We start from the raw sequence: 18999 nt of genomic DNA, 5'->3' as shown, positions 1-18999 counted from the left end.
TGCGTCATGGTTTGCTGCCCGATGCCGGCGCGGCTGATGCCGCAGCAGGGGCCGACGCCGCCGCCAGCCCCGCCTGCATCTCCTGCGCGGCCTTGCCGGCCTGCGCCGCCACCGTGACCTCGGCGGCGCTGGCGTTCTCGGCCTCGAAGCGCGCCTGCGCCTTCTGGTTCAGCACCACGATGCTGATGCGGCGGTTGATCGGCGCGAGCAGGTCTTGCTTGTCCAGCGGCATGGTCGCGGCCAGGCCCAGCACGCGCAGCACCTTGCCCTCCTGCATGCCGCCCGCAATCAGTTCGCGGCGCGAGGCGTTGGCGCGGTCGCCGGACAACTCCCAGTTGCTGTAGGTGCGCTCGCCGTTGGAATAGTTGGCGGCGTCGGTATGGCCGGACAGGCTGACCTTGTTGGGCAGCTCGTTCAGCACCGGGCCAATCTCGCGCAGGATGGTGCGCATATAGCTTTCGACCATGGCGCTGCCGGTGCGGAACATGGGGCGGTTCTGCGTGTCCAGGATCTGGATGCGCAGGCCTTCGCTGGTGATGTCCAGCAGCAGCTGCGGGCGGAACTGGCGCAGCACCGGATTGTTCTCGATGATCTGTTCCAGGCGCTGCTTGAGCGCGCGCAGGCGCTGCGCTTCCTGCTGTTCGTTGCGGCGCTGTTCGTCGCTGGGGTCGTTGTCGTGCGCGCGCATGATCTCGCCGTCCTTGCGCATCACGTCCATGCCGCCGCCGGGAATCACGCTGGGCGACTGGCTGCTCTTCTCGCCGCCGACGATGGCGACCTTGAGCGGCATGCGGAAGTATTCGGCAATGCCTTCCAGCGTCTTCTTGTTGGCGCTGGACAGCAGCCACAGCACCAGGAACAGCGCCATCATCGCCGTCATGAAGTCGGCGTAGGCAATCTTCCAGCTGTGGTTGCCGTGCGGCCTGGCGTGCGACTTCGCCCGGCGGACGATGATCGGACGCATATCGTGTGCGCTGCTCATGTGGTGCCCCTTGCTGCGTGCGTTGCCGGCTGCCTTAGTTCAGGCTCTTCACTTCACGCACGTGGTCGTCGAGCTCCAGGAACGACGGACGCACCGTGGAGTACAGCACCTTGCGGCCGAATTCCACCGCCACCAGCGGCGCGTAGCCGTTCAGGGAGGCCAGCAGCACCACCTTGATGCACTCGTAGACCTTGACGTTCTCGGACACCTGCAGCTCGATGCGCGCGGCCAGCGGCGAGATAAAGCCGTAGGCCAGCAGGATGCCGAGGAAGGTGCCGACCATGGCGTGCGCGATCAGCGCGCCCAGTTCGGCCGGCGGCAGGTCGGCCGAACCCAGCGCGTGCACCACGCCCATCACCGCGGCGACGATGCCGAACGCGGGCAGGCCATCGCCGACGCGCGACAGCGCATGGGCGGGGATCTCGGCTTCATGGCGGAAGGTCTCGATCTCGTGGTCCATCAGGGCTTCGATCTCGAACGCGTTCATGTTGCCGTTGACCATCATGCGCAGGTAGTCGGTGAGGAATTCCATCACCACCGGATCCGACAGGATGCGCGGGTACTGGCTGAACACGCTGCTGGCAGCGGGATCGGCGATTTCCTTTTCCAGGAACAGGATGCCCTCGCGCCGTGCCTTGGACAGCAGCACGTACAGCAGCGACATGACGTCCAGGTACAGCTCTTTCTTGTACTTGGAACTCTTGAACAGGCCCGGCAGCGCGCGCGCGGTGGCCTTGATGGCCTTGCCGGTATTGGTGGCGATGAAGGCGCCGATGGCGGCGCCCGCGATGATCACCACTTCCGCAGGTTGATACAGCGCGCCCATATGGCCGCCGGTCATGGCATAACCGCCAAGCACCGACGCCACCACGACGACATAGCCAAGAACTACTAGCACGATCGGATCCCCGTCTAAAAACGCGCGTCAGCCACGCTCATTGGCCCGATGCACGGGCGCACGGAGAGAATCCGTCCGCCAGCGCAGCAAGCTTGCCAGCCGGCGGACCTTGACCAGGATCAGGCGTTGGTCTGCACGGCGGCGGCGTCTTTCGAGAGCTTCTTCACTTTCCCTGCGCGCGACGGCGGACGGCACAGGCTGCACACGAAGTTCGCGTGCGGCTCATACGCGTGCGTGACAAACTGTCCGCCGCAACACGTGCACCGGGACAGCTGCAGCATGTTGCTCTCGAAGAACCGTACTAACGTCCAGGCCCGCGTGAAACTTAAGACAATTTCACCGCCGAGCAGCGAAACATGCTCGAGGTACAGGCGGTAGGCAGCCACCACTGCGCGAATGCCCACGGTCTCGCCTTCCTGCACCATGAACTGGTAGGCGGAGAAGAACAGAGACGAATGGATATTCGGCAGCCAGGTGGTGAACCAGTCCGTCGAGAACGGCAGCATGCCCTTGGGGGGCGAGACACCGCGCAGCTCCTTGTACAGGCGGATCAGCCGGTCACGCGACAGCGTGGTCTCGGCTTCAAGCACCTGCAGGCGCGCGCCCAGGCCGATCAGCTCGATCGCGAGCTGGGTCTGGTTGGCGTCCTGGAGCACGCTCTTGCGGCTGGGAACGGAGGTGGCCGTGTAACTCCGGTTTGGCTCGGCCTGCAGGAGCGCGGTCAATTGAGCGACTCCACAGGCTGACGTGCGAGCAGGATCGCGGCGTGGATCTGCTGCATGTCATGGCTCTTGGCCGTGTGGGTGAGAGTGGACAGAAGCGCATGGTCGTCGAAGCGGAACCTGCACAGCACCATGTTGGATGCCGCCAGCTTGACGAGTTGCGCTGAGGTCAGCTTGGCAAGGATATCGGCGATTTCCTTGCTGACCCCGAGCCTGAACATGGCTTCGACCTGGTTTTCGCGCACAAGGCGTTGCGCGAGCAGCAGATAGGCGAGGTTAACCTCCCTGATCTCCTGGAGAACTTCACTGCTTTCCAATTTATCCCCGCTACCAAAAACCCACCGTGGCCGCTTGTCCGGCGCTTACCGTTGCCCTGGCGGGCCCGGCGACCAGATCGTTTGTTTGCGGCTGGGCGGGTACAACGTACGACTAAGGAACTACGCCCAAGTCCAACTGTAATCAACTCCGTTACAAGTGTTACAGAGTGTAAGCAAGACCGTTACGTTTATATCGGCAATCGCCCCGCAATGCCAATCCCTACTTACGCGGGGGGGAACCAAATGTCGCATGAAAAAGACATTGGCGCCGCACAGTTTGTAACAAGTCACACGTTTGACTTTTGATTTGGCTCAAGACGGCACGAGCAAAAGCCCTCTGCATCAAACGCGCGGGCACGACGTTGGTAGCCTGCTGGATTCCTCTATTGACGACGGCCGCGCGGAGTGTATCGCCGCGCACGGTGTGCGTAATACTGTCCAAAATCTCCGGCGCGAATCGGCGCGACGCGGCAGTGCCAGCGTCAATGTCCGAACAATCGGCGCAGCCAGTTCGCGAGCCGTGCGAACACATCGTCGGGCGCTACGCGAAACAATGCGGGGCGCACGCGCTCCACCTGTTCCAGCACGCGCGCGGCCTCGTCGGGCTGGATCGATCCATACTCCAGCGCCAGCCCCAGCATGCCGCGCAACTCGCCCACGCGCGCGCGGCCGGCGGCTTCGTTGTCTTCGGTCTGCAGTGCGTACATCAGGTCATAGGCGCGCTGGCGCAGGCTTTCGGCCAGGCGCCAGGCGGGCGTGCGCATGCGCTCTTCCAGCGCGCGCAGGTCTTCGGCCGATGCCGCCACCTGGGTCGCCAGCGCTTCGGTATAGGCGCTATCGGCGCCGCACTCGGCCAGCACCTGCGCCGCCCATTCGCGCGCATGCGCGAGGCGCTGCTCGCCGCTCCAACCCGGCTGCACCGCCAGGCCGAAGCCGAAGCGCTGGGCATCGCGCATCAGCGCCGCAAGCGCATTGGGCAACTGCTTGTCGAACACGCGGCGCGCCCAGCCGTATTCACCCCCGGACAGCAGCCGCGAGACCGCGCGCTCGGTCAGCGGGCCGTCATGCTGCAGCAGCCGCGCGCGCAGGAAGTCATGGAACTCTGGCGGCAGGAACTCGCGGTCGAGCCCGGTCGAGACCCCGATGAACTGGTCGAATTCCTTGCGCAGCCTGGCCGCGTCTTCTTGCGGCAAGGCCAGGGTGATATCGGTCGTCATGGCAACACTCAGAACGCGCTCCAGTCGCCATTGTCGGCCGCGGCGAGCGCGGGCCGCGGCGTCATCGCCGCAGCGCGCGGCGCCGCCTTGGCTGCCGTCGGCTCGGCCGCGTCGTGCGGGGCTTCATCGGCGCTGGCGGCTTCCGCCTTGGCCATGGGCAGCTTGGCCGCACGCTTGCTTGCGGCGATGGCACGCACCGCCCCCGCGCGTTGAGTCTTGGCGGGCACCGCGGCGGCGGCCGGCAACACCTCGAAGCGTTCCGCACGCTCGTCCTGCGCGGCCAGGCGGAAGGTCGACACCGCGGATTGCAGGTGGCCGGCCTGCTCTTCGAGCGCACCGGCGGCGGCGGCGGCTTCCTCGACCAGCGCCGCGTTCTGCTGCGTCACCTCGTCCATCTGCGCCACCGCCTGGTTCACCTGCTCGATGCCCGAACTCTGCTCGGCCGATGCCGCGCTGATCTCGCCCATGATGTCGGTCACGCGCTTGACCGCCTGCACGATCTCATCCATGGTCTTGCCGGCCTGGCCGACCAGCGCCGAGCCGTTGTCGACGCGCTCGACCGTATCGCCGATCAGGCCCTTGATTTCCTTGGCCGCGTTGGCGCTGCGCTGCGCCAGGCTGCGCACCTCGCCCGCCACCACCGCGAAACCGCGCCCCTGTTCGCCCGCGCGCGCGGCTTCCACCGCGGCGTTCAGCGCCAGGATGTTGGTCTGGAACGCAATGCCTTCGATCACGCCGATGATGTCGACGATCTTCTTCGACGCATCGTTGATCTCGTCCATGGTCTGCACCACCCGGCCCACCACCTCGCCGCCGCGCAGCGCCGTGTCGGAGGCATTGGCCGCCAGCCCGCTGGCCTGGCGCGCGTTGTCGGCGTTCTGGCGCACCGTGCTGGTCAGCTCTTCCATGCTCGATGCGGTCTGCTCCAGCGACGCCGCCTGCTGCTCGGTGCGCTGCGACAGGTCGTTGTTGCCCGCGGCAATCTCGCGCGAGGCGCTGCCGATCGATTCGGCCGAGGCCTTGAAATCCCGCACCATGCGCGACAGCTGCTGCTGCATCTGCTGCATCGCGAACACCAGGCTGCTCTTGTCACCGGCGCGCGTGGTCACCGGCTGCGAGAAATCGCCCTCGGCAATGCGCGCGGCGATGGCCGCGGCATACGCCGGCTCGCCGCCCAGCTGGCGCGACAGCGCGCGCGCCAGCAGCACGCCCAGCAGCACTGACAGCGCCAGGCCGCCCAGCACCAGGCCCAGCATCCACACGCGCGTTTCGTCGTAGACGCTGCGTGCTTCTTCCATGTTGTTGCGGGCGCGGTCGTCGCGGCGCTTGACCATCTGCAGCATCACCGCTTCCAGCGCGTGGCTGTCCTTGAGCAGGTCGGCGCTTTCGGAGAACACCTGGCTTTCGAACTGCGAGGTATCGAGCGGCTGCTTGCTGACCAGCTCGACATACTTTTCCATGCGCGCGCGGAACGCCGGCGACAGGTCCTGGTACTGCTTGACCAGCGCCTTGCCCTCCGGCTTCTCGAAGGCGCCGGTCACCTGGCGGATGCGCTCATCCATCGCGGCCAGCGATTTGGCGATCTGCTCCTTCTCGACCGAGCGCTCGCCCATGGTCGATGCCGACAGCAGCGCGATCTGCGAGCGGCTGGCGTAGACCAGGTTGATGTTGGCGTCCTGCACCGCCTTCAGCGCGCGCAGGTCGTCGTTGTAGATCTTGCCGGTCCAGTCGGCCATGCGGCCCATGTTGATGACACCCAGCAGCCCCATCACGGCGCCGATCACGGCGACCACCAGGAATCCGGCAACCAGCCTGGTCGTGACGCGCAATTGATTGAACCAATGCATAGCAACTCCCCCTTGTAACTGAAGCCTCGGGCACGGATTGCCGCGCCCTGTGTACGCTGGCGGCGCGGCATGCCGCGCCTGCCTTCACTTCGATCCCTATCGTGCGGGTGCCGTGGCCTGGGCCCGGGCCAGCACCGCATCGCCGCGCGCCGAAGCGGGCTGGCGCTGCGGCCGCACCTCCGCCTGCATGCTGACGCGGAACGTCGCCACCGCATCGCGCAGCCGCAGCGCCTGCTCTTCCAGCGCGCCCGCCGCGGCGGCCGCTTCCTCGACCAGCGCCGCGTTCTGCTGCGTGCCCTCGTCCATCTGCGCCACCGCCTGGTTCACCTGCTCGATGCCCGAGCTCTGCTCGGCCGACGCCGCGCTGATCTCGGCCATGATGTCGGTGACCGACTTCACCGCCTGCACGATCTCTTCCATGGTCTGGCCGGCCTGGCCGACCAGTGCCGAGCCGTTGTCGACGCGCGCCACGGTATCGCCGATCAGTCCCTTGATCTCCTTGGCCGCGTTGGCGCTGCGCTGCGCCAGGCTGCGCACCTCGCCCGCCACCACCGCGAAGCCGCGGCCCTGTTCGCCTGCGCGCGCCGCTTCCACCGCCGCGTTCAGCGCCAGGATGTTGGTCTGGAACGCAATGCCTTCGATCACGCCGATGATGTCGACGATCTTCTTCGAGGCATCGTTGATCTCGTCCATGGTCTGCACCACCCGGCCCACCACCTCGCCGCCGCGCAGCGCCGTGTCGGAGGCATTGGCCGCCAGCCCGCTGGCCTGGCGCGCGTTGTCGGCGTTCTGACGCACCGTGCTGGTCAACTCTTCCATGCTCGACGCGGTCTGCTCCAGCGACGCCGCCTGCTGCTCGGTGCGCTGCGACAGGTCGTTGTTGCCCGCGGCCACCTGGCGCGTCGCGGTCGAGATGCTGGCCATGCCTTCCTGGATCTCATGCACCACCGACAGCAGGCTGCGCTGCATGGTCTGCATCGCCTGCGCCAGCGCGCCGATCTCGTCGGCGCTGCGGTGCTCGAAGCGCGTGGTCAGGTCGCCCGCGCCCATGCGCAGCGCGAAGTCCAGCATGTCGCGCACCGGCCGGTTCACGCGCGCCAGCAGCATGGTGCCGGCGGCGAAGGACGACGCCAGCGCCAGCGCAAAGCCGCCCCACAGCCACGGGCGCAAGCTGGCCACGGCGGTGCCGCCCAGCGCTTCCAGCGCGACGAGCGCGGCCAGGAACCACACCAGCCCGCCGGCCTGGGCCCACAGGATGCGGCGCTTCAGGTTCAGCCGCAGCAGCCCCTGCACCAGGCCGCGCAGGCCGGTGCGCACCACCGCGCCGTGGCGGATCGCCAGCCCGTCGGCACGCCCGGCGCGAAAGCGCGCATAGGCGGCGCCCGCGGCCTGCACCTGCTCGCGCGTCGCCATCGAGCGCACCGAGGTGTAGCCAACCACGCGGCCGTCGACGCGCGTCGGCGTCACGGTCGCATTGACCCAGTAGAAGTCGCCGTTCTTGCGGCGGTTCTTGACCACGCCCATCCATGTGCGCCCGGCCTGCAGGTCCTGCCACAGGTCGGCGAACGCCTCGGGCGGCATGTCGGGATGGCGCACCAGGTTATGCGGCGCGCCCAGCAGTTCTTCCGCCGTAAAGCCGCTGGCCTCGATAAAGGTGCGGTTGGCAAAGGTGATACGGCCCTTGAGGTCGGTGCGCGAGATCAGGTAGTCGGACGGAGACAGCGGGTACTCGCGCTGCGTAACGGGTTGGTTGTTTCGCATCTAAGTCTGTACTGCTTGCCTGGGGCGCGCCGCATGGGTCCATGCGGTGCGCATCGCGGGCGGGTTCGGTCCGGCGCGCGGATGGCGCGTGCCGGACGGCGGGGGGCGCTACTGCAGGATCAGGACACCGCTTCCAGCGCGGCCAGTTCTTCGGTATTGAGCAGCTTCTCGATATCGACCAGGATCAGCATGCGCTGCTCGACCGAGCCCAGGCCGCGGATATAGTCGGTCGCCAGTTCGCCGGAGAAGTGCGGCGTGGGCTTGATCTGCGCGGCGCTCAGCGTCAGCACGTCGGAGACGCCGTCCACCACGATGCCGGTGGTGCGTTCGTTGAGGTCGACGATGATCACGACCGTGTACTGGTCGTAGCTGACGTTGGGCTGGCGGAACTTGATGCGCAGGTCGATGATCGGCACGATGATGCCGCGCAGGTTGATCACGCCCTTGATGTAGTCGGGCGCATTCGCGATCTGGGTGACCGACTCGTAGCCGCGGATCTCCTGCACCTTCAGGATATCGACGCCGTATTCCTCGCGGCCCAGGGTAAAGGCCAGGAACTCCTCGCCCGCGCCGTCTGCCTTGTCGATGTGCTGCATCGTCTAGCCCCCCAATTTGGCTCATGCTGGTGTCTGGCGCCGCAACGGCCAGGGCCGCTGGCTGCGCCGGGGCGTGACTTCGCCCACCAGTGTTTACGGCAGGATCCGGGGTGACTGAAGGGCGACGCCGCCGCTTTCCTTACCCTTCCGAGGTAGGGGATGCCGCGTCCAGCAGCGCGGCCACGGCCTGCATCAGCCCGTCGGGGTCGAACGGCTTGGGCAGGAAGCCCGATGCGCCCGCGGCGCGGGCCTGTTCGCGGATGCTGCCGTCCTGCTCGGTGGTCAGCATCAGGATCGGCAGGCGGGCGTAGCGCGGCGTGGCGCGCAGGCTGCGGATCAGCGTGAGGCCGTCCATGCCGGGCATGACCTGGTCGGTGACCAGCATGCCGAAGCTGCCCGCGAGCGCCAACGCATGCGCCTGGTCGCCGTCAGCGGCCTCGGCCACGTCGAACCCTCCGGCGCGCAGGCAGGCGCCGATCATGCGGCGGAGCGAGGGAGAATCGTCGACGACGAGGATGCTGGGCAATGACATGGGCGCCTCCGGAGGTGCAGGAACGGGTGGGTCCGCCAGGAACATCGATGGCACGGGCAACGCGGCGGCGACGGACGAGCCGGCGCAGGGCTGGCGCCGACGCGGGCCAGCCTGCCAGACCAGTTATCGGCGGCGTGGCGGCCAGGCTTTAGGTGTCAGGCGACGTCAGGCCGGGGACCGCGCGCGCAGGGCCTCGCTGAAGCCGGCGGCGTCCAGCGGCAGCGACAGCAGGTAGCCCTGCACCTCGTCGCAACCCATCTGGTTCAGGATCTCCAGCTGCGAGGCCGACTCCACGCCTTCGGCCACCACCTTCATGCGCAGTTCGTGCGCCAGCGCCACCATCGAGCCGACGATGGCGCGGCCCTGCGCATCGGTATCGAGCCCGCCGATCAGCGTGCGGTCGATCTTGAGCGTGCCCACGCGCAGCCGCTTGAGATAGCCCAGGCTGGAATAGCCGCTGCCGAAATCGTCCAGCGCCACCTGGATGCCGAGCGACTGCAGCTCGGCCAGCGTTTCCAGCGACTTGCCGATGTCCTTCATCGCCGCGGTCTCGGTGATTTCCAGCGTGATCGCCGATGGCGGGATGTCGTGCTGGTGGATCTGTTCCAGCAGGTATTGCGGGAAGTTGCGGCTGGCAAAGCGCAGCCCCGAGACATTGATCGCCACCGGCACGGTCGGCACGCCGGCGTCGCGCCACTGGCGCACCTGGCGGCACACGCTGGTCAGGACCCAGTCGTCGAGCTTGTCGATCTGGCCCGACTGCTCGGCCACGGCGATGAACTCGGCCGGGCTGACCTGGCCCAGCGCGGGATGGCGCCAGCGGCACAGCGCCTCGGCGCCGACCACGCTGCGGCGGCGCGCGTCGTACTTGGGCTGGAACTGCAGCGACAGCGCATCGTCCTGGATCGCCACCCACAGGTCGCGCCGGATCACGCGGGTGCGGCGCGCGCGTTCGCCGGCGGCGCTGTTGAACAGGCGCACCTGGTTCGAGCCGCTCTGGCGGGCTTCGGCCAGGCTGACGCGGGCGGCCTGCATCAACGCTTCGGAAGTCTGCGCGTCACGCGGATAGATGGCGATGCCGATATTGACGCCGATCTGCATCTGCAGCCCGCGCGCGGCGATGAACTCGGCCAGCGAGCCCAGCATGCGCGAGCCCAGTTCCTGCGCGCGGCCATGGTGGACCAGCTCCGGCACGCCCACGGCAAACTCGTCGCGCGCCAGCCGCGCCAGGAAGTCGTGCGGCTCCAGCACTGCCTGCGCCAGCGCGCCGGCGTCCTGGGCCAGGATGTCGTCGGCGCGCACTTCGAATACTTCGTCGACTTCGCGGTAATCGGCGATATGGATCAGCAGCACGGCGCAGCCGGTCTCGGCCAGCCGGGCCTGGCTGATGGCCTGGTCCAGCCAGCGGCCAAAGGCCACGCGGTCCGGCATCACCGTCGCCACGCTGTATTCGCCCACCGTGTCCTGGCCGCGCGCGGCGGCACGCACGGTCAGCCGGCCCGGACGCCCGGGGACGCGCGCGCCACGCCGCGCCAGCCGCGGCTCGGCGCCGCGATGCAGCACCGGCAGGTCATCGGCAAGTTCGTCGGCCAGCGTGGCGTCGGCGCGCGCCAGCGCCGGCAGCCAGCCGCGCGACTGGGCCCGATGCACGGCAAACAGCAGCGCGCACAGCGCGGTCAGCCCGCCCGCCAGCCAGGCCGGGTGCGGCAGGCCGGCGGCGTCGATGCACTCGCGCGCGGTCACGGTGCCGGCGCCGCACGAGCGGCCCAGGTGCGTGCCGGCGGCCGCGACCAGCCCGGCCCCGGCCACCACCGCCATCAGCGCCGCGCCGCGCCACAGGCGCGCGCCTTGGCGCAGCCACTGCACCAGCAGCTTGGCCGCCGTGGTGGCCGCCGCCGCGGCGGCGAAGCTGGCCGCCAGCTGCGCGGTGTCGTTGACGGCCGGCACGCTGCCCGACAGGCCCACCACCAGCACGGGCATGCCGATGCTCAATTGCGACAGCAGCGCCGCCGACCACGTCAGCACGCGCAGCGACCGGCTGCCGGCCGGCTGGTCCGCGCGCCCGGCGCGAACGCCGAGGGCGGCGGCTACACCCAGCAGGGCGGCCAGCAGCAACAGGACGGAACTCAGGGCAATCATTAGGCTGCGCGATGATGATGAAGATGCGCGAAGACGGTCAGGACGCGGGGCAAACCCCGCATCATGTCATCTTGCAGTCGCCGTGTGAACAAGGCAATGACTCCAACGCAGGGGGTCAGAACGCGCTCCAGTCATCATCGCCGCCGGCCGCGGCGATGGCCGGCCGCGCCGCGGGGCGCGCTGCGGGGCCGACTGCCGGAGTGCTCGCCGGCTTGGCCGCGGGCCGCACCGTCGCGGCAACCGGCACCTTACGCACCGTCGTGGTGCGCGTAGCCAGGCTGGCACTGGCGACGGCGGGGGTCGCCGGCGTAGGGGATGCCACCGCCTTTGCCGACGTCTTTGCTGCGGCGCTTCCGCCGACATGGGCCGCGATGGCCGGTGCCGCTGCGGTATTGACCGTGAACACCGAGACCACGTTCTTCAGCTTCTGCGCCTGCTCTTCCAGCGCGCCCGCTGCCGCCGCGGCCTCTTCGACCAGCGCGGCGTTCTGCTGCGTCACCTGGTCCATCTGGGTCACGGCCTGGCTGACCTGCTCGATGCCGCTGGTCTGCTCCTGCGATGCCGCGCCGATCTCGTTCATGATGTCCGTGACCCGGCGCACGGCCTGCACGATCTCGCCCATGGTCTGGCCGGCTTCGGCCACCAGCCGGGTGCCGCTCTCCACGCGCTGGCCCGACTCGCTGATCAGCGCCTCGATCTCCTTGGCGGCCGAGGCCGAGCGCTGCGCCAGGCTGCGCACCTCGCCCGCCACCACCGCAAAGCCGCGCCCCTGCTCGCCGGCGCGGGCGGCTTCCACCGCGGCATTGAGCGCCAGGATATTGGTCTGGAAGGCGATGCCCTCGATCACGCTGATGATTTCCACCACCTTGCGCGAGGCGCCGTTGATCTCGTTCATGGTGTCGACCACGCGGCCCACCACCTCGCCGCCCTTGAGCGCGATCTGCGAGGCCTCGCCCGCCAGCACGCCGGCCTGGCGCGCATTGTCGGCGTTCTGCCGCACCACCGTGGTCAGCTCTTCCATGCTCGCGGCGGTCTCCTCCAGCGACGAGGCCTGTTCCTCGGTGCGCTGCGACAGGTCCAGGTTGCCGGTGGAAATCTGCTGCGTGGCCGACGCCATCGAATCCGCGCCGCTGCGCACCTCGGCGACGATGCCCGACAGGCTCGACTGCATCGCGGCCAGCGCCTGCATCATGCGCCCGATCTCGTTCCTAGAGATGCTGGTGATGCGCGCGGTCAGGTCGCCGCGGGCGATGCGCTCGAACACCGTCAGCGCCTCTTGCACCGGCGCGACGATGGCGCGGTTCAGCGTCACCGCGCACAGCGCGGCAAGCGCCAGGCCCAGCCCGATCATCACGATCGACAGCATGCGGATGCGGGCAAAACTTGCCTGCGCCGCGCCGAAATTGGCCTCGCCCGCCGCCATCTGGAACTTCTGCAGCTTTTCATGCGCGCTTGACATGCTGCGCTGCAGGTCGGGCAGCACCTTCTTCGCCAGCCGCACCGCCTCTTCCTGGTTGCCCGCCAGCGACGCCGCCTGCAGCGGCAGCACGCCCTGCTCCATGAACGCCTGGCGCTGCTTGCCCAGTTCCGCCGCCAGGGCCTGTTCCTCGGCATTCTGCGGCAGGCTCATATAGCGCTTCCAGGCCGCGTCCGACGCTTCCACGAACACGCGCGAGCGATCCACGTTGACCTTGGGATCGTCCTGCTCGCCCTGCATCACGTTGCGGTCCAGCGCCAGGCGCATGCGCGTGGTGGCCAGCATCGCATCGCTGAGCGCGATGGTCGAGCCAAGCTGGTTGGCATAGGTATCCTTGAGCGCGTCATTGCTCTGCGAGATGCCGTACAGGCCGGCGCCGCCGACCAGCAACAGCAGCAGCGACAGGATTCCCATGGCGCCCCGTAGCAGGGTCTTGATCTGAATATTGTTGTGGAAGGACATGATGAAATAAGACTCAGGCAATCCGCGGGACACACCCCTTGCCCCGGTCCGGCAGGATCGTTACCGCATTGATCCGCCCTGCCCGGATAACGGCGCGCCCCCATCATCCTTGAGTCGCCGCCCGGCGCGCACGGTTATGGTGAATCGGCGATAAACGCCATGTCGGATATCAGCCACGTAGGCGGTTGGGCTGGCCGGTATGACCTGAAACGGGGCGGGCCTGTCCGTAAATGCCGACGTGATTAATGTCATGGGCGGTATCCGCACACACCACGACAGACCGGTCCGCAAGCGAATACCGCGGGGATTTCAGCAGTGCCGTCCACCATCGCAGTACCGCCGGGATGCGGAAAAATCCGCGGCGACTCGCCCTGCCACTGAAAGTTCACACAATTATCAGCAGCAAGAATTTTCGCAAAAACCGTCCGGGATTACGCCACCAGGATTTGCAGCCGGCATCCGGCCCGTTATAATTGTTTTCAGCATTTTCCCCGCCCACCAGCGCACCCAGCGCAATTCAATCACCGGAAACCGAGGACGCAATGGCGACGTATCAGGAAATCGTTCAGAAAATCAGCGAACTGCAGAAGCAAGCCGAGGAAATCAAGGCGCGTGAACAATCCGCCGTGATCGCGGATATTCGCGAGAAAATCGAGCAATATGGCCTGACCGCGGAAGACCTGGGTTTTGGCGCGAAGGCCCCGGCCGGCAAGAAGGCGGCCAACCGCAAAGTGCCGGTGCGTTATCGCGACAACGCCGGCAATACCTGGACCGGCCGCGGCAAGCGCCCGGGCTGGCTGACCCAGGCCCTGGCCCAGGGCAAATCGGTCGAGGACTTCCTGATCCGCTGAAACACGCGATCCGGCAGACGGCAAAACGCCACGGAGACTTCCGTGGCGTTTTTGTTTTCGTGGCCGAAAACCTGGTCAGGGTCAGGCGTCGAAGCCGTGCGGGTTCATCGACTGCCAGCGCCACGAGTCCTGGCACATGCGGTCCAGGTCATGCTGGGCGCGCCAGCCCAGCAGTTCATGGGCCAGCGCCGGGTCGGCATAGCAGGCCGCAATATCGCCGGGGCGGCGGTCCACGATCTGGTACGGCACCGGCTTGCCGCTGGCGCGCTGATAAGCCTGCACCACCTCCAGCACGCTGTAGCCACGGCCGGTGCCCAGGTTCACGGTCATACCGCGGCCCTGCCGGCGCAGATAATTGAGCGCCGCCAAATGGCCGTCGGCGAGGTCGCAGACATGGATATAGTCGCGCACCCCGGTGCCGTCCACGGTGGGGTAATCGCCGCCGAATACCATCAGCTGGTCGCGGCGCCCGCCCGCGACCTGCGCCACATAAGGCATCAGGTTGTTGGGAATGCCGCGCGGATCTTCGCCGATCAGGCCGCTTTCATGCGCGCCGACCGGATTGAAATAGCGCAGGTAGGCAATGCGCCAGGCCGGATCGGATTTTTCCAGGTCGCGCAGGATTTGCTCGCCCATCAGCTTGGTCTGGCCATAGGGGTTGGTTGCCGACAGCGGGAAATCCTCCAGGATCGGCACGGTGTGCGGATTGCCATAAACCGTGGCCGAGGAACTGAACACCAGTTGTTTCACCCCGGCCGCGCCCATGGCGGCACACACCGTCAGCAGGCCATCGAGGTTGTTGCTGTAATAGGCCAGCGGCTGGCTGACCGATTCGCCCACCGCCTTGAGCGCGGCAAAATGAATCACGGCGCTGATGCGGTGCTCGGCAAAGAGCCGGTCCAGCAGCGCGCGGTCGCGCACGTCGCCCTGCACGAAATGCGGGGCCTGGCCGGTAATGGTAGTGAGCCGGTCGATCACGGCCGGGCTGCTGTTGCACAGATTATCCAGGCCGATTACGCGGTAGCCGGCGTTGAGCAAGGCGACCCAGGTATGCGAGGCGATATAGCCGGTGGCACCGGTCAGCAACAAGGTTTCAGGCATGGGTATTGGCGTCGATCGATTCGGTTCAGCGTTTTGCGGAGGGCAGCCGGCGCGCCGTGTGCACGATAAATAACCTGACTGCCCCGTCCGGCACGGGAAGGTACCTATTATCCATGATGCGCCATGGCGCCCTGCCCGCCGCCCCGGTCGCGGCTTCAGTCAGAATCCGCGGAGGCCGGCGCCACCAGCCCGGCCCGCGCCTGCCAGGCCTCGTACGCCGCCCGCAGCCGCCAGCCTGATTCCAGGTCGCGCATGCCCAGGCACTGGGCCACCTCGGCCGGCGCCGTGCCGGCCTCGAAATGCATGGCCGCGCAGGTATTGCGCAAGGTCTGCGGCGACGCGCGCTCGCTGCGCCCCGCAAGCACCCCGGCTTCGTCCAGCAGGATTTCCACGCGCCGGTAGACCGACGCCGCATGCATCGGCCGCCCCGTCGGCATGGCCGGAAACACCAGGCTGCCGAGCGTGCCGGAGGCCTCGCGCAGCGCCAGCCAGGCGCGCAGCGGCGCATGCGCCAGCGGGAACAGCGGCACCGTGTAGGCGCGGCCGTTGTCCGGGCGCACCATGCGCAGCGCCATCCGCCCGGGCCTGCTGTCGGCGAACATGTCGGCGATCACGTCGGTGCGCAGCGCGCGCGCCTCCGCCACCTTCAGGCCGCCGCCTAGCAGCACGGCCAGCAGCGCCGCGTCGCGGGCGCGCTTCCATTGCGTGGGCGACGCCGCGGCACCGGTGTCGCCAGCGGGCGCGCCGGCCGGGCCGAGAATGCGCGCCACCAGCAGGTCGCGCTCGCCGGGCAGCAGGAAGGCGGTGGGGTCGTTCTCGCCCTCGGCCAGATGGGCGCGCACCGCCTGGCTGCCGGGGTTGTGCATGCCCTCGCGCAAGCGGGACAGGTGATGGAACACACGTTCGATCAGCCGCGCATAACGGTAGCGGTGCGACTTGTGCAGCTGCTGCGCATCCAGGAATTCGCCGATCTGCGCGGCGGACCAGCTCAGCGGCGGCAGCCCGCGTTCGGCCGACCAGCGCAGCAGCTTGCCCCACATGGCGCGGTAGACCACGCTGGTGCCGTGGCGAAAACCGTGCTGCGCCAGCCAGCCGTCGAACGCGCGTTCGGGGTGGTCGCGCCAGGCGGCCAGGTCGGCATCGAACAAGGCCGCCTGCTCGAGCTGGGCGGCGCTGGGCTTGGTGGTCACGGACTCTCCTGCTCTGCCGCATCAGGCCGGCGGCCGGCGGACGATTCCGACTATTGTAGACAACGCGTCACTGCGCGCCGCGGTCCACGCGCCGAGCTTGCAGCGGGCCACGCGGCGTGCTACCTTTCGATCCACTATGCAACTGGTTGCATAAATCCGGAAAGAGATCGCAGCAAACCTACAGCGCCACGCCAGGAGACCTCCCGTGACCACTGCCCTGCTTCCCGCCGCCCAGGCTTCGCTCGACGCCTGGCACCAGATGATCGCCACCCATTCGATGGCCGGGCTCGATGCCATCGTCGCCGACGACGTGGTGTTCCGCTCGCCGGTGGCGCACACGCCGTATCCCGGCCGCGCCGCCATCACGCTGGTGCTGACCACGGTGAACCAGGTGTTCCAGGACTTCCGCTACCACCGCAGCTTCATCAGCGACGACGGCCACAGCGTGGTGCTGGAGTTCAGCGCCAGCGTGGACGGCAAGGCGCTCAAGGGCATCGACATGATCCGCTTCGACGACGCCGGCCGCATTGCCGAATTCGAGGTCATGGTGCGCCCGCGCTCCGGCCTGGAGGCGCTGGCCGCCGCCATGGCCGCGCGCCTGGCAAGCCAGAAACACGTGCTAACCGGCGCCGCCTGACGCGCGCCGGCCCGCGGCGCCACCGTAACGCTTCACCGAATCTATCGGAATTACCCAGGAGACTTCCCCATGGCCCTTCCCGCCCAGCTGCAGAACCGGCTTTCGCTGCCGGTGGTCTGCTCGCCGCTGTTCATCATCTCCAACCCCGACCTGGTCATCGCCCAGTGCAAGGCCGGCGTGGTCGGCTCGTTCCCGGCGCTGAACGCGCGCCCCGCGCCCAAGCTGGAAGAATGGCTGGACCGCATCACCACCGAACTGGCGGAACACGACGCGAAGCACCCCGAGCGCCCGTCGGCGCCGTTCGCGGTCAACCAGATCGTGCACAAGTCCAACGACCGGCTCGAGCATGACCTGGAACTGTGCGTGCGCTACAAGGTGCCGATCGTGATCACCTCGCTGGGCGCGCGCAAGGAAGTCAACGACGCGGTCCACTCGTACGGCGGCATCGTGCTGCATGACGTCATCAACAATGCCTTCGCGCGCAAGGCCATCGAAAAAGGCGCGGATGGCCTGGTGGCGGTGGCGGCCGGTGCCGGCGGCCATGCCGGCACGCTGTCGCCGTTCGCGCTGCTGCACGAGATCCGCGAATGGTTCGACGGCCCGCTGCTGCTGTCCGGCGCGATCTCCAGCGGCGACGCCATCCTGGCCGCGCAGGCCGCCGGCGCCGACCTGGCCTATATCGGCTCGGCCTTTATCGCCACGCAGGAGGCCAATGCGCAGGACGGCTACAAGCAGATGATCGTCGACAGCACCGCCAACGACATCGTCTATTCCAACCTGTTCACGGGCGTGCACGGCAACTACCTGCGCGGCAGCATCGAGCGCGCCGGGCTGGACCCGAGCGCGCTGCCGGAGTCGGACCCGTCGAAGATGAATTTCGGCTCGACCAGCGTGAAGGCGTGGAAGGACATCTGGGGCGCCGGCCAGGGCGTCGGCGCGATCAAGCGCGTGGTGCCGGCGGCCGAACTGGTGCGCCGCTTTGCCGAGGAGTACGCGCTGGCGCGCCGCCGCCTGGGACTTGGCGAAGCCAGCCCGGCCGGCGCGCGCGCCGTCGACCTGGCCTGAGCGCGCGGGGTCGGGGGCCCCGCTGCCGCTACAGCAGCGGCAGCAGCGCCTCGCCCCAGGCCACCCAGTCGGTCTCGAAGCGGATCCCGCGCTGCAGCAGCGCATACCGCAGTTGTTGCGCGCGATCCATGTCCGGCGCCGAGAAATCGCGCCGCTCGATCGCCAGGTAAGTCTCGAGGCGGGCGCGGTGCAGCGCGATCAGCCGCCGCATCTCGTCGCCCAGGCCAAGCGGGCCGATCACCGCATCGGCGCGCAGCTTGACCAGGATCTCCTCGCGCTGGTCCAGCCCCGCGCCCGGGGCCAGCACCCAGCGCGCCAGTTCTTCATGGCCCGCGGCCAACACCCGGTAGACCTTCTTGCGGTTGCGCCGGTCGGCGTTGCCCTCGCCTTCGGCCGCGTCGCTTTCATCGGCGGCGATCCAGCCGCTGTCCGCCATGCGGCCCAGTTCGCGATAGATCTGCTGGTGCGTGGCATGCCAGAAATAACCGATGGAGCGGTCGAAGCGCCGCGCCAGGTCGTAGCCGGACGAAGGCTTTTCGATCAGGGAGATCAACAAGGCGTGCTGGGTCGACATGCGTCTGCTGGGCGCGGGGGTTATCGGAGTGGGTTCAGGCAGCACAGCGTGCCGGCAGGCGCGCCGGTCACCGCACTTTCAAAAACTGGCGCTATGGTAGCGCAATGCCGGGTCGGTACCTGACGGGGCGCCGTGCAACATGACGGCAAACGGCATATTCGTCGATTTTGTCAGTTAAGAAATTTCCCACCAGACAGAATTAAAAAATGCTGAATGGCATTTCCGGCCGGTGTGCCATACATTCCATACATTGAAGCTGTGCGAGCAAAAACGATCCGCCCCCGGCCGCACCATGCAGCAACTTTGGAGTGTGTCCATGACGAGAATCTTGCTTGCCGAAGACCGCGACGTGCCCTGGGAGGCCGACGCGCGTCCGCTCGGCCTGCTGGCGCCAGTGCACGACAAGGCGCCAGTTTATTACCGCCTGCCCGATACGCCTGACGGGCACCATATCAAGGAATATCCCAGCGGCCTGCGCCAGCTGGTGCGTTTTGTCGGCGTCGAGGAACAGGTCGTCAAATACAACCTGCGCTGATCCCGCGCCACCGTTTTCCCTGTGGTTGTCTCCTCCAAGCCCGATCCTGCGGGCAGGGACTTGAACCCGCGAGCTTCGCGGGTTTTTTCTTGCCAT

Annotated in this window: 18 protein-coding genes; 4 read left to right on the top strand and 14 right to left on the bottom strand. The window is 67.6% G+C overall.

The window, feature by feature from the left end:
* Positions 1 to 4: 4 nt before the first annotated feature.
* The 11 genes from motB to MKD38_RS18665 form a co-directional block, all read right to left on the bottom strand.
* Complete coding sequence (motB, locus tag MKD38_RS18715; protein ID WP_111521527.1) at positions 5 to 982, bottom strand: flagellar motor protein MotB; 978 nt, start codon at positions 980 to 982, stop codon at positions 5 to 7.
* Between the two features lie 34 nt (positions 983 to 1016).
* Entirely contained in the window at positions 1017 to 1880 is an 864-nt protein-coding gene (gene motA / locus MKD38_RS18710; RefSeq protein ID WP_252678881.1) for a flagellar motor stator protein MotA, read from the bottom strand.
* Positions 1881 to 1999: 119 nt separating this feature from the next.
* The gene (flhC, locus tag MKD38_RS18705) at positions 2000 to 2605 is read right to left on the bottom strand and encodes a flagellar transcriptional regulator FlhC (RefSeq protein WP_018004719.1); all 606 of its coding nucleotides are present in this window, start codon (positions 2603 to 2605) and stop codon (positions 2000 to 2002) included.
* Positions 2602 to 2919 carry a flagellar transcriptional regulator FlhD gene (gene flhD, locus MKD38_RS18700; protein WP_010812713.1) on the bottom strand — a complete coding sequence of 106 codons (318 nt, stop codon included), beginning with the start codon at positions 2917 to 2919 and terminating at the stop codon, positions 2602 to 2604. The genes flhC and flhD overlap by 4 nt, the downstream gene beginning before the upstream one ends.
* Positions 2920 to 3401: 482 nt before the next feature.
* Entirely contained in the window at positions 3402 to 4136 is a 735-nt protein-coding gene (locus tag MKD38_RS18695) for a DUF4088 family protein (protein ID WP_252678880.1), read from the bottom strand.
* A gap of 8 nt (positions 4137 to 4144) precedes the next feature.
* Positions 4145 to 5983, bottom strand: a complete 1839-nt coding sequence (locus MKD38_RS18690) for a methyl-accepting chemotaxis protein (protein ID WP_252678879.1) — start codon at positions 5981 to 5983, stop codon at positions 4145 to 4147.
* 96 nt (positions 5984 to 6079) lie between these two features.
* Positions 6080 to 7744: a methyl-accepting chemotaxis protein gene (locus MKD38_RS18685; RefSeq protein WP_252678878.1), complete on the bottom strand. Its 1665-nt coding sequence runs from the start codon at positions 7742 to 7744 to the stop codon at positions 6080 to 6082.
* Between the two features lie 119 nt (positions 7745 to 7863).
* The gene (locus MKD38_RS18680) at positions 7864 to 8340 is read right to left on the bottom strand and encodes a chemotaxis protein CheW (protein ID WP_112777275.1); all 477 of its coding nucleotides are present in this window, start codon (positions 8338 to 8340) and stop codon (positions 7864 to 7866) included.
* Between the two features lie 139 nt (positions 8341 to 8479).
* Positions 8480 to 8872 carry a response regulator gene (locus tag MKD38_RS18675; RefSeq protein ID WP_252678877.1) on the bottom strand — a complete coding sequence of 131 codons (393 nt, stop codon included), beginning with the start codon at positions 8870 to 8872 and terminating at the stop codon, positions 8480 to 8482.
* 165 nt (positions 8873 to 9037) lie between these two features.
* On the bottom strand, positions 9038 to 11011 hold the full coding sequence (locus MKD38_RS18670) for a putative bifunctional diguanylate cyclase/phosphodiesterase (protein ID WP_252678876.1): 1974 nt from the start codon (positions 11009 to 11011) through the stop codon (positions 9038 to 9040).
* A 115-nt stretch (positions 11012 to 11126) separates the two neighbouring features.
* Positions 11127 to 12950: a methyl-accepting chemotaxis protein gene (locus MKD38_RS18665; protein ID WP_252678874.1), complete on the bottom strand. Its 1824-nt coding sequence runs from the start codon at positions 12948 to 12950 to the stop codon at positions 11127 to 11129.
* 542 nt (positions 12951 to 13492) lie between these two features.
* Here MKD38_RS18665 and MKD38_RS18660 point away from each other — a divergent pair.
* Positions 13493 to 13801 carry an H-NS histone family protein gene (locus MKD38_RS18660; RefSeq protein WP_062802319.1) on the top strand — a complete coding sequence of 103 codons (309 nt, stop codon included), beginning with the start codon at positions 13493 to 13495 and terminating at the stop codon, positions 13799 to 13801.
* A gap of 81 nt (positions 13802 to 13882) precedes the next feature.
* Here the strand turns inward: MKD38_RS18660 and galE are convergent, their stop codons facing one another.
* The gene (gene galE / locus MKD38_RS18655; protein WP_252678872.1) at positions 13883 to 14902 is read right to left on the bottom strand and encodes a UDP-glucose 4-epimerase GalE; all 1020 of its coding nucleotides are present in this window, start codon (positions 14900 to 14902) and stop codon (positions 13883 to 13885) included.
* Positions 14903 to 15057: 155 nt separating this feature from the next.
* Positions 15058 to 16092, bottom strand: coding sequence for a tyrosine-type recombinase/integrase (locus MKD38_RS18650; protein WP_252678870.1), 1035 nt, complete (start codon positions 16090 to 16092; stop codon positions 15058 to 15060).
* Between the two features lie 205 nt (positions 16093 to 16297).
* Between MKD38_RS18650 and MKD38_RS18645 the strand changes: the two genes are divergently transcribed.
* Together MKD38_RS18645 and MKD38_RS18640 are read left to right on the top strand one after the other, a co-directional pair.
* Positions 16298 to 16729, top strand: a complete 432-nt coding sequence (locus MKD38_RS18645; protein WP_252678868.1) for a nuclear transport factor 2 family protein — start codon at positions 16298 to 16300, stop codon at positions 16727 to 16729.
* Positions 16730 to 16798: 69 nt separating this feature from the next.
* On the top strand, positions 16799 to 17794 hold the full coding sequence (locus MKD38_RS18640) for an NAD(P)H-dependent flavin oxidoreductase (RefSeq protein WP_252678866.1): 996 nt from the start codon (positions 16799 to 16801) through the stop codon (positions 17792 to 17794).
* 28 nt (positions 17795 to 17822) lie between these two features.
* Here the strand turns inward: MKD38_RS18640 and MKD38_RS18635 are convergent, their stop codons facing one another.
* Positions 17823 to 18368, bottom strand: coding sequence for a PadR family transcriptional regulator (locus MKD38_RS18635; RefSeq protein WP_252678865.1), 546 nt, complete (start codon positions 18366 to 18368; stop codon positions 17823 to 17825).
* A 316-nt stretch (positions 18369 to 18684) separates the two neighbouring features.
* Between MKD38_RS18635 and MKD38_RS18630 the strand changes: the two genes are divergently transcribed.
* Complete coding sequence (locus tag MKD38_RS18630) at positions 18685 to 18903, top strand: hypothetical protein (protein WP_252678858.1); 219 nt, start codon at positions 18685 to 18687, stop codon at positions 18901 to 18903.
* Positions 18904 to 18999 lie beyond the last annotated feature (96 nt).

This window comes from Cupriavidus sp. WGlv3, assembly GCF_023952475.1.
GTDB lineage: Bacteria > Pseudomonadota > Gammaproteobacteria > Burkholderiales > Burkholderiaceae > Cupriavidus > Cupriavidus phytorum.
The sequence above is the reverse complement of the archived record's forward strand: the minus strand, read 5'-3'. Positions and strand labels throughout refer to the sequence as shown.

Excerpts from the sequence above, each read along its gene's own strand:
- MKD38_RS18680 (WP_112777275.1), bottom strand. The coding sequence starts at position 8,340 with ATGCAGCACATCGACAAGGCAGACGGCGCGGGCGAGGAGTTCCTGGCC.
- MKD38_RS18635 (WP_252678865.1), bottom strand. The coding sequence starts at position 18,368 with ATGTCGACCCAGCACGCCTTGTTGATCTCCCTGATCGAAAAGCCTTCG.
- MKD38_RS18695 (WP_252678880.1), bottom strand. The coding sequence starts at position 4,136 with ATGACGACCGATATCACCCTGGCCTTGCCGCAAGAAGACGCGGCCAGG.
- MKD38_RS18665 (WP_252678874.1), bottom strand. The coding sequence starts at position 12,950 with ATGTCCTTCCACAACAATATTCAGATCAAGACCCTGCTACGGGGCGCC.
- MKD38_RS18670 (WP_252678876.1), bottom strand. The coding sequence starts at position 11,011 with ATGATTGCCCTGAGTTCCGTCCTGTTGCTGCTGGCCGCCCTGCTGGGT.
- motB (WP_111521527.1), bottom strand. The coding sequence starts at position 982 with ATGAGCAGCGCACACGATATGCGTCCGATCATCGTCCGCCGGGCGAAG.
- MKD38_RS18675 (WP_252678877.1), bottom strand. The coding sequence starts at position 8,872 with ATGTCATTGCCCAGCATCCTCGTCGTCGACGATTCTCCCTCGCTCCGC.
- galE (WP_252678872.1), bottom strand. The coding sequence starts at position 14,902 with ATGCCTGAAACCTTGTTGCTGACCGGTGCCACCGGCTATATCGCCTCG.
- MKD38_RS18690 (WP_252678879.1), bottom strand. The coding sequence starts at position 5,983 with ATGCATTGGTTCAATCAATTGCGCGTCACGACCAGGCTGGTTGCCGGA.
- MKD38_RS18685 (WP_252678878.1), bottom strand. The coding sequence starts at position 7,744 with ATGCGAAACAACCAACCCGTTACGCAGCGCGAGTACCCGCTGTCTCCG.
- MKD38_RS18660 (WP_062802319.1), top strand. The coding sequence starts at position 13,493 with ATGGCGACGTATCAGGAAATCGTTCAGAAAATCAGCGAACTGCAGAAG.
- MKD38_RS18640 (WP_252678866.1), top strand. The coding sequence starts at position 16,799 with ATGGCCCTTCCCGCCCAGCTGCAGAACCGGCTTTCGCTGCCGGTGGTC.
- MKD38_RS18630 (WP_252678858.1), top strand. The coding sequence starts at position 18,685 with ATGACGAGAATCTTGCTTGCCGAAGACCGCGACGTGCCCTGGGAGGCC.